Origin of the sequence: Pseudomonas sp. 8O (genome assembly GCF_902506495.1) — a bacterium.
In the GTDB taxonomy this organism is placed as follows: Bacteria; Pseudomonadota; Gammaproteobacteria; order Pseudomonadales; family Pseudomonadaceae; genus Aquipseudomonas; species Aquipseudomonas chaetocerotis.
Genome location: NZ_LR733264.1, coordinates 1,010,274 through 1,026,736 on the forward strand (window position 1 = coordinate 1,010,274; position 16,463 = coordinate 1,026,736).

The 16,463-nt window shown below is 62.3% G+C and carries 15 protein-coding genes; 9 read left to right on the plus strand and 6 right to left on the minus strand.

Features of this window, described 5'->3' with window-relative positions; all coding sequences use genetic code 11:
• Positions 1–122: 122 nt before the first annotated feature.
• Complete coding sequence (locus GV002_RS07395; protein ID WP_160017725.1) at positions 123–2,570, minus strand: acyl-CoA dehydrogenase; 2,448 nt, start codon at positions 2,568–2,570, stop codon at positions 123–125.
• Between the two features lie 140 nt (positions 2,571–2,710).
• On the opposite strand from GV002_RS07395, the gene GV002_RS07400 reads away from it, so the two are divergent.
• The 6 genes from GV002_RS07400 to queF all read left to right on the plus strand — a co-directional run bounded on the left by GV002_RS07400 (position 2,711) and on the right by queF (position 10,560).
• A complete protein-coding gene (locus tag GV002_RS07400) occupies positions 2,711–3,373 on the plus strand; it encodes a transglutaminase-like domain-containing protein (protein ID WP_160017726.1) in 663 nt (220 codons plus the stop codon).
• Positions 3,374–3,528: 155 nt separating this feature from the next.
• Entirely contained in the window at positions 3,529–4,461 is a 933-nt protein-coding gene (locus tag GV002_RS07405) for an ABC transporter ATP-binding protein (protein ID WP_021490584.1), read from the plus strand.
• A complete protein-coding gene (locus tag GV002_RS07410) occupies positions 4,458–5,252 on the plus strand; it encodes an ABC transporter permease (RefSeq protein ID WP_160017727.1) in 795 nt (264 codons plus the stop codon). Before GV002_RS07405 ends, GV002_RS07410 begins: the two co-directional genes overlap by 4 nt.
• Before the next feature lie 164 nt (positions 5,253–5,416).
• Positions 5,417–6,439, plus strand: a complete 1,023-nt coding sequence (locus GV002_RS07415; protein ID WP_160017728.1) for an efflux RND transporter periplasmic adaptor subunit — start codon at positions 5,417–5,419, stop codon at positions 6,437–6,439.
• Positions 6,436–9,504, plus strand: a complete 3,069-nt coding sequence (locus tag GV002_RS07420; RefSeq protein WP_160017729.1) for an efflux RND transporter permease subunit — start codon at positions 6,436–6,438, stop codon at positions 9,502–9,504. Before GV002_RS07415 ends, GV002_RS07420 begins: the two co-directional genes overlap by 4 nt.
• Before the next feature lie 225 nt (positions 9,505–9,729).
• Entirely contained in the window at positions 9,730–10,560 is an 831-nt protein-coding gene (gene queF / locus GV002_RS07425; protein WP_160017730.1) for an NADPH-dependent 7-cyano-7-deazaguanine reductase QueF, read from the plus strand.
• Between the two features lie 67 nt (positions 10,561–10,627).
• On the opposite strand, the gene GV002_RS07430 is transcribed toward queF, so the two are convergent.
• The 3 genes from GV002_RS07430 to GV002_RS07440 all read right to left on the minus strand — a co-directional run bounded on the left by GV002_RS07430 (position 10,628) and on the right by GV002_RS07440 (position 12,200).
• On the minus strand, positions 10,628–10,894 hold the full coding sequence (locus GV002_RS07430; protein WP_021490580.1) for a DUF4404 family protein: 267 nt from the start codon (positions 10,892–10,894) through the stop codon (positions 10,628–10,630).
• Between the two features lie 116 nt (positions 10,895–11,010).
• On the minus strand, positions 11,011–11,727 hold the full coding sequence (locus tag GV002_RS07435; RefSeq protein WP_160017731.1) for an HAD family phosphatase: 717 nt from the start codon (positions 11,725–11,727) through the stop codon (positions 11,011–11,013).
• Positions 11,728–11,789: 62 nt separating this feature from the next.
• A complete protein-coding gene (locus GV002_RS07440) occupies positions 11,790–12,200 on the minus strand; it encodes an acyl-CoA thioesterase (protein WP_160017732.1) in 411 nt (136 codons plus the stop codon).
• 104 nt (positions 12,201–12,304) lie between these two features.
• On the opposite strand from GV002_RS07440, the gene GV002_RS07445 reads away from it, so the two are divergent.
• Entirely contained in the window at positions 12,305–13,009 is a 705-nt protein-coding gene (locus GV002_RS07445; protein WP_160017733.1) for a VacJ family lipoprotein, read from the plus strand.
• A gap of 56 nt (positions 13,010–13,065) precedes the next feature.
• On the opposite strand, the gene GV002_RS07450 is transcribed toward GV002_RS07445, so the two are convergent.
• Entirely contained in the window at positions 13,066–13,365 is a 300-nt protein-coding gene (locus tag GV002_RS07450) for a PilZ domain-containing protein (RefSeq protein ID WP_160017734.1), read from the minus strand.
• A gap of 213 nt (positions 13,366–13,578) precedes the next feature.
• On the opposite strand from GV002_RS07450, the gene rssB reads away from it, so the two are divergent.
• On the plus strand, positions 13,579–14,763 hold the full coding sequence (gene rssB, locus GV002_RS07455) for a two-component system response regulator RssB (protein ID WP_160017735.1): 1,185 nt from the start codon (positions 13,579–13,581) through the stop codon (positions 14,761–14,763).
• An 8-nt stretch (positions 14,764–14,771) separates the two neighbouring features.
• A complete protein-coding gene (rssC, locus tag GV002_RS07460; protein WP_026088796.1) occupies positions 14,772–15,254 on the plus strand; it encodes an anti-sigma factor antagonist RssC in 483 nt (160 codons plus the stop codon).
• 134 nt (positions 15,255–15,388) lie between these two features.
• On the opposite strand, the gene tal is transcribed toward rssC, so the two are convergent.
• Positions 15,389–16,315 carry a transaldolase gene (gene tal, locus GV002_RS07465; protein WP_160017736.1) on the minus strand — a complete coding sequence of 309 codons (927 nt, stop codon included), beginning with the start codon at positions 16,313–16,315 and terminating at the stop codon, positions 15,389–15,391.
• Positions 16,316–16,463: the final 148 nt, after the last annotated feature.

Consider the following 16,463-nt stretch of genomic DNA (forward strand, 5'->3'; position numbering starts at 1 on the left):
TGGCTTTCGTGGGAGGGGCTTTCGGCTCGGGCATCCTGCTTCGCTCTACCTCCTGCATCCCTGCAGTCGTAGCCGCGATGCAAGAAACTCGCGGCTAAAGCCCCTCCCACAGGCGGTTCGACTCAGCGCACCTTGCCGCGGCTGAGTTTGAGTTCTTCCTTGGCGAAGTCGTCGACGTCGATCACCCGACGGCGCGCCGCTTCGGCCGCTTGCAGGCGTTGGCCCTGTTCGCCGTCGAGGATGCCGGCAGTGATCGCCGCTTCGATGGCGTCCTGGCCCGGTGCCGGTTGCAGGCTGCCATCCTTGAGGGCCTGGTGCAGAAGCTTGCGCGCATCCTGGCTGGCGTGAACCAGATTCAGCGCATGCTGCAGGGCGCCAACCGAATCCTGATCGGCCTGCGGGCGATAGCAGCCTTCCAGTACAGACTCCAGGGCCGGGTCGCCGGCCTGGCGACCGATGATCGCGGCCACTTCGGCGTCCAGTTCGTCGCTGGGGCCCTGGTGGCGGCGGCCCAGCGGGAACACCAGCACTTTCAGCAGGCAACCGAACAGGCGGTTGGGGAAGTTGCTCAGCAGGTCATCCAGCGCTTGCTCGGCATGATGGAGGTTTTCCTCCATGGCCCAGCGCAGCAGCGGACGAATCGCTTGCGGGTAGTCCAGATCGTGGTAGCGCTTGAGTGCGGCCGAACCCAGGTAGAGGTGGCTGAGCACGTCACCCAGGCGTGCGGACAGGCGCTCGCGACGCTTCAGGTCGCCGCCGAGCAGCATCATGCTGCTGTCGGCGCACAGGGCGAAGGCCGCCGCCAGGCGGTTGAGGGCGCGGTAGTAGGGTTGGCTGAGGTCGTCGCCGGGCACCTGGCCCAAGCGGTTTAGAGTCAGGCCGAGGAGGAAACTGCTGGCGGCGTTGCCGACGGCGAAGCCGATATGGCTCATCAGCAGCGAGTCGAACTCGGCCAGCGCCTGGTCCTTGTCCTCGCGGTCGGCCAGGGCCATTTCCTTGAGCACGTAGGGATGGCAGCGAATGGCGCCCTGACCGAAGATCATCAGGTTGCGCGAGAGGATGTTGGCGCCCTCGACGGTGATGAAGATCGGCGCACCCTGCCAGGAGCGGGCCAGGTAGTTGTTCGGGCCCATGATGATGCCCTTGCCGCCGTGCACGTCCATGGCGTGGCCGATGCACTCGCGGCCGCGTTCGGTGAGGTGGTACTTGAGAATCGCCGACAGCACCGAGGGTTTCTCGCCCAGGTCGACGGCGTTGGCGGTGAGGATGCGCGCGCTGTCCATCAGCCAGGCGTTACCGCCGATGCGCGCCAGGGCTTCCTGGATGCCTTCGAAGGCAGCCAGCGGCACGTTGAACTGCTCACGCAGTTGCGCGTACTGGCCGGTGGCGAGGCTGGTGAACTTGGCCGCGCCGGTGCCGACCGCCGGCAGCGAGATGGAGCGACCGACCGACAGGCAGTTCATCAGCATCATCCAGCCCTTGCCGAGATACTCCTGGCCACCGATCAGGTACTCCAGCGGAATGAACACGTCCCTGCCCGAATTCGGCCCGTTCATGAAGGCGGCGCCCAGTGGCAGATGGCGACGGCCGATTTCCACCCCGGGAGTATCGGTGGGAATCAGTGCCAGGCTGATGCCCAGGTCTTCCTTGTCACCCAGCAGGTGATCCGGGTCGTAGGCCTTGAAGGCCAGGCCGAGCAGGGTGGCCACCGGGCCGAGGGTGATGTAGCGCTTCTCCCAGTTCAGGCGCAGGCCGATCACTTCCTCGCCGTTGTACTGGCCCTTGCAGATGATCCCGGTGTCCGGCATGGCGCCGGCGTCGGAGCCGGCCAGCGGGCCGGTGAGGGCGAAGCAGGGGATGTCCTCGCCACGCGCCAGGCGCGGCAGGTAGTGCTGGCGCTGGGCATCTGTGCCGTAATGCAGCAGCAGTTCGGCCGGGCCGAGGGAGTTGGGCACCATCACGGTGGAGGCCAGGTCGCCGCTGCGGGTGGCCAGTTTCATCGCCACCTGCGAGTGGGCATAGGCGGAAAAGCCCTTGCCGCCGTATTCCTTGGGAATGATCAGGGCGAAGAAGCCGTGCTGCTTGATATGCTCCCAGGCTTTCTCCGGCAGATCCATCTGCTGGCCAACCTGCCAGTCGCTGATCATCGCGCAGAGCTCTTCGGTGGGGCCGTCGATGAATGCCTGTTCTTCTTCGCTCAGCGTGGCCTTGGGATAGGCCAGCAGCTTGTCCCAGTCCGGCTTGCCGCTGAACAGTTCGCCATCCCACCAGACGGTGCCGGCTTCGATGGCGTCGCGTTCGGTTTCCGACATTGGCGGCAGCACGCGCTGGAACCAGGCGAACAGCGGGCTGGTGAACAGTTGCCGGCGTAGATCGCCGAGCAGGATGAACGCGGCGACGGCACCGGTGACGATCCACAGCAGCAATTGCAACCAACCCGGTACCGGGCTGAACAATGCCATGGCCACCAGGTAGGCTGCGGTGATGCCGAGGGCAGGTAGGGCGGCGGTACGGCTATGGGCCAGGTAGGCGACCCCGAGCAGCAGAACCAGCAACCAGATGACGAGCATGTGCATTCCTCCATGATTCGAGCGGGCGACGCCCCGAGCATAGCGCTAATTGGCGGCAGGGGCGGTGAGCTTGGCCGGATCGTCGTCAGCGTGGCGCAATCGACAGGATTAGACTGAAGCGAACTTCAGGAGTACCCGTTATGCAGACCTGTCTACGTCCCGGCCGCTTCATTGACAGTGACCACCCAGCGGTAGTCGAGTTCGCCGAGCGTTGGCGTGGCGCCTCACGAGAACCGATCAGTCAGGCTGTGGCGCTATATCTCGCGGTACGTGACGAGATTCGTTACAACCCCTATGCCTTCAGTCTCGATGCGCAGACATTGAAGGCCAGCCATGCGCTGGCGAGCGGTGAGTCCTACTGCGTACCCAAGGCCAATCTGCTCGCTGCTTGCGCCCGGCATTGCGGCATTCCCGCGCGTATCGGCCTGGCCGATGTGCGCAATCACCTGTCCACGCCGCGTCTGCTGGAGCTGCTGCGCAGCGAGGTGTTCGCCATGCACGGCTATACCGAACTCCATCTGAACGGGCGCTGGGTCAAGGCCACGCCGGCGTTCAACGAGGCGCTGTGCCGGGTATTCAAGGTAGCGCCGCTGGAATTCGATGGCGTGCATGACAGCGTCTTCCACCCGTACAACGACAAGGGCGAGCGTTACATGGAGTACCTGCATGACCACGGCCAGTTCGAGGATCTGCCCGAGCAACTGTTCTTCGAGCATCTGCGTGTCTGTTATCCGCACCTGTTCGAGACCGGTGCGCTGCAACTCAGTGGTGACATGCAGCGTGAGGTCAGTGTTATCGACTGAGTCGATAATCAAGATCGGCAGGACGGCCTTTTCTCCGCGCGTCAGGGTAGGTAGGGTGCATGCCAGCAATGAGCGGACGAAACACGCAGTTGCAATCGAGCGCCTTCGCCCTCATCTATAACGACCTCACCTCTCGCGCGGGAAACCCCATCTTCATGAGCTCCGCCCTGACCATTCGCCAGTTGACCAAGACCTACGGAAACGGCTTCCAGGCCCTGCACGGCATCGATCTGGACGTTGCCGAAGGTGACTTCTTCGCCTTGCTCGGCCCCAACGGCGCCGGCAAATCCACCACCATCGGCGTGCTCTCCACGCTGGTGAACAAGAGTAGCGGCACGGTCAGCGTGTTCGGCCATGACCTCGACCGCGAACCCTACGCGCTCAAGCGCTGCCTGGGCGTGGTGCCGCAGGAGTTCAACTTCAACCAGTTCGAGAAGGTGTTCGACATCGTCGTCACCCAGGCCGGCTACTACGGCATTCCGCGATCGATCGCCAAGGAACGCGCCGAGCAGTACCTGACTCAGCTCGGCCTGTGGGACAAGCGCGACGTCGCCTCACGCGAACTGTCCGGCGGCATGAAGCGCCGCCTGATGATCGCCCGTGCACTGGTGCACCAACCACGCCTGCTGATCCTCGACGAGCCGACTGCCGGGGTGGATATCGAGCTGCGTCGTTCGATGTGGAGTTTCCTCACCGAGCTGAACAAGCAGGGCACCACCATCATCCTGACCACCCACTACCTGGAAGAGGCCGAGCAGTTGTGCCGCAACATCGGCATCATCGACCACGGCCGCATTGTCGAGCTGAGCAGCATGAAGGATCTGCTGAAAAAGCTGCACGTGGAGACCTTTCTCTTCGACCTCAAGGATTCCTACAGCTCAGTGCCGACGCTGCAGGGCTATCCGGCACGCCTGGTCGATCACCACACCCTGGAAGTGCAGGTGGAGAAGAGCCAGGGCCTCAACGCGCTGTTCCAGCAACTGGCGCAGCAGCAGGTCGAGGTGCTCAGCCTGCGTAACAAGAGCAATCGCCTGGAGGAGCTGTTCGTCTCCCTGGTGGAAAAGAACCTGGCCAAGGTGGCGCAATGACTTCTCAGTACCTCAACAGCGAATTCGCCGCCAACCTGGTGGCCCTGCGTACCATCGTTCACCGTGAAATCCGCCGGTTCGTGCGTATCTGGCCGCAGACCCTGCTACCGCCAGCGATCACCATGGTCCTGTACTTCGTGATCTTCGGTAACCTGATCGGCCGGCAGATCGGCGACATGGGTGGCTTCAGCTACATGGAGTACATCGTGCCAGGGCTGATCATGATGTCGGTGATCACCAACAGCTATGGCAACGTGGTGTCGAGCTTCTTCGGCAGCAAGTTCCAGCGCAACGTCGAGGAGTTGCTGGTGTCGCCGGTATCACCGCACACCATCCTCATCGGTTTCGTCGTCGGGGGCGTGCTGCGCGGGCTAGCGGTGGGCTTCATCGTCACGTTGCTGTCGTTGTTCTTCACCCACCTGCAGGTGCATCACCTGGGCGTGACCGTGCTGGTGGTGCTGCTGACGGCTACCATCTTCTCCCTCGGTGGCTTCGTCAACGCGGTGTATGCGCGCAACTTCGACGACATTTCGATCATTCCGACCTTCGTGCTGACGCCGCTGACCTACCTGGGCGGGGTGTTCTACTCCATCACTCTGTTGCCGCCATTCTGGCAAACGGTGTCGCTGGGCAACCCTATCCTGCATATGGTCAATGCCTTCCGCTACGGCATTCTCGGGGTGTCCGATATCCGTATCGGCGTGGCCATCGGCTTCATGCTGCTGGCCACGGCCGCGCTGTACACGCTGTGCATCCGCTTGCTGGTCAGCGGGCGAGGCATGCGTCAGTGACGTTTACCGCTGTGCAGGAGCGGATTTATTCGCGATTCTCGCGGCTAAAGCCGCTCCTACAGAATGTGGCGGCGACCGAAAAAACATAGCGAAATAACTTGCGCATCTGTCAGTGACGCAGCAGCCGGTTAGACTCCGCCTCTACCGAAAAAAAGGGGCTGATCATGACCATGCTGTTGCGTGCTCTACCATGGTTGTTGCTGGGTACCTTGGTTGCGCCTGTGAGTGCAGCCGACGGCCCAATGGTCGAGGTCGTGTCGGTGCGGCAGGTGGAGGTACGTGACGAGCTGATCACCTTCGGTTCGCTGCGCTCCGACGAGTCGGTGATGATTCGGCCGGAAGTCGAAGGCCGCCTCGCCACCCTGCATTTCCGCGAGGGCCAGGCGGTGACCGCTGGCGACCTGCTGATCAGCCTCGATGATGCGATTGCCCGCGCCGAATTCGCCCAGGCGCGTGCCAATCTCGACCTCGCCGAGAAAAACCACCAGCGTGCGCAGATGCTGTTCCAGCGCGGTGCCAGTAATGCCCAGGCGCTGGACGAAGCACAGAGCCAACTGCAGGCCGCGCGTGCCAGCCAGGCCCTGGCCCAGGCGCGGCTCGACAAGACCCAGATCAAGGCGCCGCATGACGGTACGCTTGGCCTGCGCCAGGCCAGTGTTGGTGATTACCTCAGTGCCGGGCAGAACATCGTCAATCTGGAAGTGCTCGACCCGCTCAAGGTCGACTTTCGTATTCCGCAGAAGGCCGTGGCCCAAGTGCGCCTCGGTCAGACCGTGGAAATCACCCTCGACACCTATCCGGGCGAGCGCTTTCGCGGCGAAATCTTCGCCATCAACCCACGTCTGGACGAAGCCGGGCGCAGCCAGGCGATCCGCGCGCATATTGGCAACGATGACCGCCGCCTGCGTCCGGGCCAGTTCGTTCGCGTTTCGGTGATTCTCGAAGAGCGGCCCAATGCGCGGGTGATTCCCGAGGAAGCGGTGATGCCGCAGGGTGACAAGTTGCTGGTCAACCTGGTGGTCGATGGCAAGGTCGAGCGTCGTGAGGTGACGCTGGGTAAGCGTTTCGACGGGCTGGTCGAAGTGCGTGAAGGCCTGCAGGGCGACGAAACCATCATCAGCGCCGGTTGGCAGCGTGTGCGCGAGGGGCTGGCCGTGCGTACCAAGAGCGGGGAGCGCCAGCCGTGACACTCTCCGACGTCTGCATTCGCCGGCCGGTATTCGCCACCGTTCTGTCGCTGATCGTGGTGCTGCTGGGGCTGATGGCCTACGACCGCCTCAACGTACGCGAATACCCCAATATCGACGTGCCCATCGTCACCGTGCAGGTCACCTATCCTGGCGCGAGTCCGGAAATCATGGAATCGCAGGTGGCGCAGCCGGTGGAAGACGTGCTCTCGGGCATCGAGGGACTGGATTTCGTCACCTCCATCAGCCGCGCGGAAAACACCCAGATCACTGCGCAGTTCCGCCTCGGCCGCAGCGCTGATGAGGCCGCCAACGACGTACGTGATCGCCTGGGTCGGGTACGCAGCCTGCTGCCGGACGAGGTCGACGAGCCCATCGTGCAGAAGGTCGAGGCCGACGCTCAGCCGGTGATCTGGATCGCTTTCCACAGTCAGCAGCACAGCGCCATGGAGATCACCGACCTGCTCGAGCGGGTGATCAAGGACCGCCTGCAGACCATTCCTGGCGTATCGGAAGTACAGGTGCGCGGCGCACGTACCTTCTCCATGCGCATCTGGCTCGACCCGGAAAAGCTCGCCGCACACAACCTCACCGTGCAGGATGTGGAGGCCGCGTTGCGCCGGCAGAATGTGGAAATTCCGGCTGGGCGCATCGAGTCACGCGAGCGCGAGTTCAGCGTGTTGTCGGAAACCGATCTGCGCACTCCCGAGCAGTTCAACGAACTGATCCTCGACGACTCGCAAGGTTACCTGCTGCGCCTGTCCGATGTTGGCCGTGCCGAAGTGGGGCCGCGCGACGAGCGCACCGTGGTGCGCTTCAACGGTTTGCCTGCCGTGACCCTGGGCCTGGTCAAGCAGGCCACGGCCAACCCGCTGGATATCTCCGACGGCCTCGAGGCTGCCTGGGACGACGTCCAGGCGCTGCTGCCCGACGGTATGAACATGACCGTGGCCAATGACAACTCGCAATTCATCCGTGCATCCATCGACAATGTTTTCACAACGATCTGGGAGGCGGTGGCGCTGGTCATCCTGATCATCTTCATCTTCCTGCGTTCGCTGCGTGCCACCCTGATTCCACTGGTGACCATCCCTGTCTCGTTGATCGGCGCCTTCGCCCTGATGTCGCTGATGGGCTTCACCATCAACACCCTGACCCTGCTGGCCATGGTTCTGGCCATCGGCCTGGTGGTGGACGACGCCATCGTCATGCTGGAGAACATCCATCGCCATATCGAGGCGGGGATGAAGCCAGTGCAGGCTGCCTTCAAGGGCAGTCGCGAGATCGCCTTCGCGGTGATCGCCATGACCCTGACCCTGGCTGCGGTATTCGCGCCCATCGGCTTCATGCAGGGCACCACCGGGAAGCTGTTCACCGAGTTCGCCTGGACCCTGGCCGGCGCGGTGCTGGTCTCGGGTTTTGTCGCGTTGACGCTGACGCCGATGATGTGCGCGGTGATGCTCAGAGCGCATCAGCACGAGCAGCGCCATGGACGCGTGTACAACCTCATCGAAGGCTTCCTCAACGGCCTTACCTACAACTACAAGCACAGCCTGGATCGTGCGCTGCGCGCCTGGCCGCTGGTGCTGGGTGTGCTGTTCGGTGCCTTCGTTCTGTGTGCCTGGCTGTTCGGCGGGTTGCGCTCGGAGCTGGCGCCAACCGAGGACACCGGCACCATCGTCGGCGTGTTCAATGGCCCGGACGGCGCCACCATCGACTACACGGAGCGCTACGGTCGCGAGGTCGAGGCGGCTTACGCGAGCATCCCGGAAACCAATCGCTATCTGATGATCGCCGGTTTCCCCACCGTGGCCCAGGGCATCTCCTTCATGAAGCTGGAGGACTGGAGCGACCGCTCGCGTACCCAGTTCGAGATTCGCAACGAGTTGTTGCCGCAGTTGCAGGATATCGCCGGCATGCGCGTGACGCCGGTCAACCGCCCGCCGCTGGGGCAGAGCGCGCGTAACCAGCCGATCAACTTCGTCGTGCGCTCGTCCATGGAATATGCCGAGCTGCAGGGCTATGTCGACCAGCTGATGGAGCGCATGCGTGATTATCCGGGGCTGGAAGGGCTTGATAGCGATCTCAAACTCAATTCGCCGCAGCTCAAGATCACGGTCAACCGTGAGCAGGCAACGGCGGTTGGCACCGATGTATCGGTGATCGGGCGCAGCCTGGAAAGCCTGTTCGGCAGTCGCCAGGTGACCCGCTTCAAGCAGAACGGCGAGCAGTACGACGTCATGGTGCAACTGCAGGACATCGACCGCAGCAACCCGCAGGACCTGGATCGGGTCTACGTGCGTGATCGCGACGGCGGCATGGTGCAACTGTCCAACCTGATCGAGGTGCGCGAGACCGTGGCGCCGCGCGAGCTCAATCACTTCAACCAGCTGCGTGCGGTGACCATCAGTGCCAACGTCGGCACCGGATATACCCTGGGTGAGGCGCTCAATTATCTGGAAGTCGCCGCCCGTGAGGTATTCCCACCGGAGACGCAATACGACTACACCGGCACTTCGCGCGACTTCAAGGAGTCCAGCTCGGGCATTCTGCTGATCTTCGCCCTGGCCCTGGCGTTCATCTTCCTGGTGCTGGCTGCGCAGTTCGAGAGCTTCAGCGATCCGTTGATCATCCTGTTCAGCGTGCCCCTGTCGATGGCCGGCGCCTTGCTGGCGCTGAAGCTGTTCGGCGGTACCTGGAACATCTACTCGCAGATTGGTTTGGTGACCCTGATTGGCCTGATCACCAAGCACGGCATCCTCATCGTCGAGTTTGCCAACCACTTGCTGCGCGAGGGCAAGGCGCTACGTGAAGCGGTGATCGAGGCCTCGGTGCAGCGCCTGCGGCCGATCCTGATGACCACCGGCGCCATGGTACTCGGCTCGCTGCCGCTGGCCATCGCCAGCGGAGCCGGCGCGGAAAGCCGTCAGCAGATCGGCCTGGTGATCGTCGGCGGGCTGCTGGTCGGCACCTTCTTCACCCTCTACGTTATTCCGACGCTGTACCTGCTGCTGCGCCGCTGGGCGCCGCTGCGCAAGATCGAGGACGAGCCGGTGGCGGTCTGAATCCTGTAGGAGGCGCTTTAGCGGCGAGCTTTTGCGGCCTCTCACAGTTCACTGGGCTACTGATTTTTGTTGTAGGAGCGAGCTCCGCTCGCGAAGCTGCTGGCTGTCAGGCGATTCGCGAGCAGAGCTCGCTCCTACACGTGTTTGGCGTGGTGCTTCGCGGGTGCGACGCGGCGCTCAACCCGTTAAACTCGCGCGGTTTTTCGCCACCCTGGATTACCCGCCATGCAGCACCCCGCCGAACATTCCCCGCTGGGTAAGTCCAGCCAGTACATCGCCGAGTACAGCCCCGAACTGCTGTTTCCCATCTCGCGTACCACCAAGTGGGCGGAGCTGGGCCTTGATGGCGCCAGCCTGCCGTATCAGGGCGTGGACTACTGGAACTGCTACGAACTTTCCTGGCTGCTGCCGTCCGGCAAGCCGGTAGTGGCCATCGGTGAGTTCGCCATTCCTGCAGACTCGCCGAACATCATCGAGTCGAAGTCTTTCAAGCTGTACCTCAACTCCCTGAACCAATCGGCTTTCGCCACTTGGGGTGAGCTGCAAGCGACGCTGGTGCGTGATCTGTCGGCAGTGGCCGGCAAGCCGGTGGCGGTGCGCCTGCGCTCGCTGGCCGAGGTTTCTGAAGAAGGCGTGGCGACGCCGCCGGGTCAGTGCATCGATGAGTTGGACATCCGCGTCAGCCAGTACGATCACCCGCAGCCCGAGCTGCTGCGCTGCGATGCTGGTCGTGTGGTGGAAGAGAGCCTGCACAGCCACCTGCTCAAGTCCAACTGCCCGGTCACCGGCCAGCCGGACTGGGGCAGTCTTGTCGTGCAGTACCGCGGCGCGGCGCTGGATCACGCCAGCCTGCTGGCCTATCTGGTGAGCTTCCGCCAGCATGCCGATTTCCACGAACAGTGCGTGGAGCGCATCTTTCTCGATCTGCAGCGCCTGCTGCAGCCGCAGTCGCTGACTGTCTATGCGCGCTACGTGCGCCGTGGTGGGCTGGATATCAATCCGTATCGCAGTACCGAGGCGATCACGCCGGAAAATGGCCGCCTGGCGCGCCAGTAGCCCATGAAAAATGCCGCCAAATGGCGGCATTTTCTTGAGTTGCTCGATGTTAGGCGGGGCAGGGCATTCAGATGCCCATATTGGCCAGGCTCTGCATGATGTTGCGCAGGGTGCCTGCGAGGGTAGGGTGGCTGGCCTCGAAACGTTCCACCGCCAGATTGACGCCATCGACCAGCGTAGCGTCAGGCGCTGAGGCTGCTTCACGAGCCAATTGCACTTCGATTTCCTGGGTCAGCAGGTAAAGCGATGCGCGTTCTTCCTCGCTGAGCGGTGTGTCCTGGGCCAGGTGTTGCTGGAGGGCTTCCAGTTGCTGCTGCAGGTCGCTTGCTGGCATAGAGTTCTCCTTATCGAATCAGCTTAGGCATTGACCCCCAGCTGCGCTGGAAGTTTTCAACCCGTACCTGAAGGTTAATCCAAGCGGGCCGGCTTTGCCTGATCCGAGTCAAAGGCTCAGGGCTTTTCGCCCTTGCTCCGGCGCACGCCGATATCGTCCAGGCTGGCCTCGATTTCCCCCAGGTGATCGACCACCGAATGCACACCCAGACGATAGAGTTGCAGCGTGGCCTGGGCGCGCAGGTGTTCCTGATCGCTCGCGTCAAGTGCCTGCCAGTCGGCCAGGGCGTAGCCGCACAGTGGCCCGCAGGCAGCCAGGCCGATGGTCCAGCAGCCGGCATTGAGCCCGGCTTGCAGCAGCAGCGGATTACCGCTGACGACGATGCAACCATCCAGGCGCTCGACGTCCAGCTGGCTCAAGGCTTGCCAGCAGCTGTCTGGTGCCGGCCACGGCCTGCCCTGATGCGCCAGTACCGCTTCGATGGGCGTTGGTAGCGCTTCGGCCAGGCGCAGGCTGGCATCGGCTGGCAAGTCGTCCAGCCAGGCGCAGGGCGTGTCGGTGGCATGCAGGTTTTGCAGCAATTGTGCTGCACCTGGGGTTAGCTCGGCATGGTCGCCAGCCACCTCGCTCAGGGTCTGTTGCAGTGCTTGCCGTTGTGCTGCGGTTGGCGGCTTGCCTAACCAGGCGTCCAGTGTCTTTTGCGGCGTAGCCGCGAGGTTCGGGGGCGTGTGCTCGGGATGTAGTCGTTGCAGCGCGACGGGTAGCGTGCGGGCGCCGAAGTCGACCAGGCAACCGGACAGTTGAAGGATCAGGGCGGTGCAGGGGGAGGGCATGGGATCATCCGTGGCATTGGCCTAGGCCAATCTAACGCCGAAGGATGACCGTAATATGACCGCTAGGTGACGTTGAACAGGGCGCGTACATGCTCCGGCAGGGCCACTGATCTGCCGCTTACATGGTCGATCCACACCAGTTTGCAGTAACCCTCACCGTAGACCGTGAGCGGGTCTTCGACGGTGGTTAGTCGGTGTTCGATAACCAGGCTGCTGCGCCCCGCCGCGCCGGCCCGCAGTTCCACCACCACGGTGGCGGGGTGTATTACCGGTTTCAGGTAAGTATGTTGGGTCTGCAGTACCACCGGGCCGAACGGCACGTTGCTCATCGGCACGCCGGCCAGCTCGAACCAGGCGACGCGGGCCTCTTCCAGATACTGCATGTAGATGATGTTGTTGACATGCCCGTAGCTGTCCATGTCGCCCCAGCGCACGGGGATGTGTGCAGTGTGCAGCAAGGTCTCGTTGGTCATCGCTTTTCTTCGCTATGCTGCCCAATCAGGGCTCCAGGCTTTATACTACGCGGCATTCGGCCCGCTGGCGGTGGCCACATTATTTTCCTCAAGGAGAGATTTAAATGCATGTGATCGGTGCTCGCTGGATCTCGCGCCTGGGTGGCCTGATGGCCCTCGTCGGCCTGAGCCTGCTGCCTGCGATGAGTCAGGCGGCTTCGGAAGAAGATCCTTGGGAAAGTTTCAATCGTCCGATCTTCCGCTTCAACGATACCGTCGACACCTATGCACTGAAGCCGATCGCCCAGGGTTACCGGGCTGTCACGCCGCAGTTTCTCGAAGATGGCGTGCATAACGTGTTCGGTAACATCGGCGACGTTGGCAACCTGGCCAACAACCTGCTGCAGGGCAAGCTGCACAACGCTGGCGTCGATACCGGTCGCCTGATCTTCAACACCACCTTTGGCGTACTGGGCTTCTTCGACGTGGCCAAGCACATGGGCCTGCGCAAGAACGACGAAGACTTCGGTCAGACTCTTGGCTTCTGGGGCCTGAACAGCGGCCCTTACCTGGTCATCCCGCTTCTCGGCCCAAGCACCGTGCGTGATGCCACTGGTCGAGTACCGGACAGCTTCCTGACGCCGTATCCGTACATGGGCCATGTGCCGACCCGTAATGTCACCCGTGGCGTGCAGGTGGTCGACACCCGCGCCAACCTGCTGCAGGCCGAGCGACTGGTCAGCGGCGACAAGTACATCTTCATCCGCAACGCCTACCTGCAGAGCCGTGAGTTCAAGGTCAAGGATGGGCAGGTCGAAGACGATTTCTAAGCCCTGTCGATACGAAAAAGGCGGCCTGAAGGCCGCCTTTTTCGTAAATGCAGATTTCAGCTCATGGAGATGATTGCCAGGCCCAGCGATTGACGACCGTCGCCCAGATCGCCTACTCGCACCACCTCGGCCTGGGCGTCGAGGCCGGCGAGTTCGCTGTGCTCTGAAGGGATGTGGACCTTGACCTTGTCGCCCATGCTCAGGGCAGCTTCAGCCTCGATTTGCATGCCGGTACTGGAAAGATCCAGGCACACTGCAGGAATTTCCTGGCCTGCATGATGGAGGACGACTGCAGCTTCCAGTCGCATGCGGATGTAGTCGCGTTTCTCGCTGTACGCTCGATCATTCTGACTCATGGACCCTGTCCTCTTCTTATGAGCTCTCCCGCGGCTCTTATAACCCTCGTCGATTTGACCTGTAAAGCCGCCGAACGACGACCGGTCCCGGCTTGAATCGGCCGGCAGATGGGAGTACCGTCTGCCCCTTGAAATCGCCCTGGCGCCATAGATGCGGCGCCGCGCCATGGGCAGTGACCAAAATTGCCCTGGCGCAGTTTGCCTGGATACCCCATGCACAAAACCAGTGCCACTCTGCTGATCATCGACGACGACGATGTCGTACGTGCAAGCCTCGCGGCCTACCTCGAGGACAGCGGCTTCAAGGTGTTGCAGGCCAACAACGGTTTGCAGGGGCTGGAAGTGTTCCAGCAGGAAGGCCCCGACCTGATGATCTGCGACCTGCGCATGCCGCAGGTCGACGGTCTTGAACTGATCCGACGTATCAACGCGCTGGGTGTCGAAGTGCCGGTGATCGTCGTTTCTGGCGCCGGCGTGATGAACGATGCCGTTGAAGCCCTGCGTCTCGGCGCTGCCGACTACCTGATCAAACCTCTCGAAGACCTGGCGGTGCTGGAGCATTCGGTGCGCCGCGCGCTGGACCGTGCGCGTCTGCGCGTCGAGAACCAGCTCTATCGCGAGAAGCTGGAAGCGACCAACCGTGAGCTCCAGGCCAGCCTGCATCTGTTGCAGGAAGACCAGAACGCCGGCCGTCAGGTGCAGATGAACATGCTGCCGGTGACGCCCTGGCAGGCCGATGGACTGAACTTCGCGCACCAGATCATTCCGTCGTTGTACCTGTCCGGTGATTTCGTCGATTACTTCCGTATCGACGATAGGCGCATCGCGTTCTATCTGGCCGATGTCTCCGGCCATGGGGCGTCCTCGGCATTCGTCACCGTGCTGCTCAAGTTCATGACCACGCGCCTGCTCTATGAGTGGCGACGTGGCGGCACGCTGCCGCAATTCAAGCCCTCCGATGTGCTCGGCCACATCAACCGCGGCCTGATCAACTGCAAGCTGGGCAAGCACGTGACCATGCTCGGCGGTGTGATCGACGAGGAGAGCGGTATGCTCACGTACAGCATCGGTGGGCATCTGCCATTGCCGGTGCTGTTCGAGAATGGCCAGGCGCGTTACCTGGAAGGTCGCGGCCTGCCGGTCGGCCTGTTCGAAGAAGCCGAATACGGCGATCTGGTGATGCAGCTGCCGGAGTCTTTCAGCCTGACCCTGCTCTCCGACGGCATTCTCGACCTGTTGCCGGGCGACACGCTGAAAGAGAAGGAATTGGCGCTGCCACAACTGGTTAGCCAGGCTGGCGGTACGCTGGGTGGTTTGCGTCAAGTTCTCGGTCTGGCCAATCTGGGCGAGATGCCGGATGATATCGCCTTGCTGGTGTTGAGCAGGAACCTTGCATGAATCCTGGGATAAGCCCCGGTCGCATCCAATTCGCCGAACAGGATGGAACCTTCGTCCTGAAGTTTGTCGGTGAAGTCCGTCTGACGCTGTGTTCAGCTCTGGATGCCACGATTGAAAAGATTTTCACTGCGTTGAATTTTTCGGCCATCGTCATCGACTTGACCGAAACCCGCAGTATCGACAGCACGACTCTCGGGTTGCTGGCGAAGCTGTCCATTCTGTCGCGGCAGAAGGTGGGCCTGTTGCCGACCGTTGTCACCACTCACGACGACATCACGCGTCTGCTGGAGTCCATGGGGTTCGACCAGGTGTTCAACATCGTCGACCGGCCGATTCCCTGCCCGGATTGCCTGGATGATCTGCCTTCGCAGGATCAATCCGAAGAGGTGGTGAAGGCCAAGGTGCTGGAAGCGCATCGCATCCTGATGGGGCTCAACGACTCCAACCGCGAGGCTTTTCACGATCTGGTCAGTGCACTCGAGCGGCACTGACCTCTCGCTTTCTGTAGGGTGCGTCATGCGCACCGACTCCTGCAAAGAAAGTCGCTGGTGCGCATGGCGCACCCTAGGGTTTGATCGCGCAGTATTGAAAAGGGGCGTCAGCTTGGCTGACGCCCCTTTGTCATTCAGGCCCTTGTGGCCAGCAGGGCTTCGAGTTTTTCCTGATCGCGGGCGAACAGGCGGATGCCCTCGGCCAGTTTCTCGGTGGCCATGGCATCTTCGTTCAGTGCCCAGCGGAAGCCACCTTCATCGAGGCTCTGGCGAGGCTCGCCGGTCGCGCCAGGCGCGAGCTGGCGACTGAGTTGGCCATCGTCCTCGGCCATTTTCTGCAGCAGATCGGGGCTGATGGTCAGTCGGTCGCAACCGGCCAGCGCTTCGATCTGACCGAGGTTGCGGAAGCTTGCCCCCATCACCACGGTGTCGTAGCCGTTGGCCTTGTAGTAGTCGTAGATACGCGTGACCGATTGCACGCCTGGATCTTCGCTGCCCACGAAATCACGGCCCTCGGCCTTCTTGTACCAATCGTAGATGCGCCCCACGAACGGCGAGATGAGGAATATGCCGGCATCGGCGCAGGCCTGCGCCTGGGCGAAGGCGAACAGCAGGGTCAGGTTGGTCTGCACGCCGGCTTTTTCCAGCTGCTCCGCGGCGCGGATGCCTTCCCAGGTAGAAGCGATCTTGATCAGTACGCGCTCGCGGCCAATGCCCGCTTTTTCATAAAGACCGACCAGGCGCTCGGCGCGGCGCAGGGTCGCGTCGGTGTCGAATGACAGGCGCGCATCGACTTCGGTGGAAATGCGGCCTGGAATCACCTTGAGGATCTCCTGGCCGACGGCCACCGCGAAGTGATCGCAGGCCGATCCCAGGTCTCCCTTGCCGGCACTCACGGCCTGATTCAACAGATCGGCATAGCGGGGCAGGGCCGCCGCCTTGAGCAGCAGCGAGGGGTTGGTGGTGGCATCCACCGGTTGCAGGCGGGCGATGGCGTCGAGGTCACCCGTGTCGGCGACTACGGTAGTGAACTGCTTGAGTTGTTCCAGCTTGGAGGTCATGACGAGGCCTTGTCGTTGCAGATGACATGACCTTACCCGAGGCGCTGCAAGCGCTCAACGGTCGGATCACTGACAAAATTTACCTTTTCGGGCTGCGCTTTTTGCTGGCTCGTTCGTCTTTAGTAATGACGGGGCGTGAGAACGCACC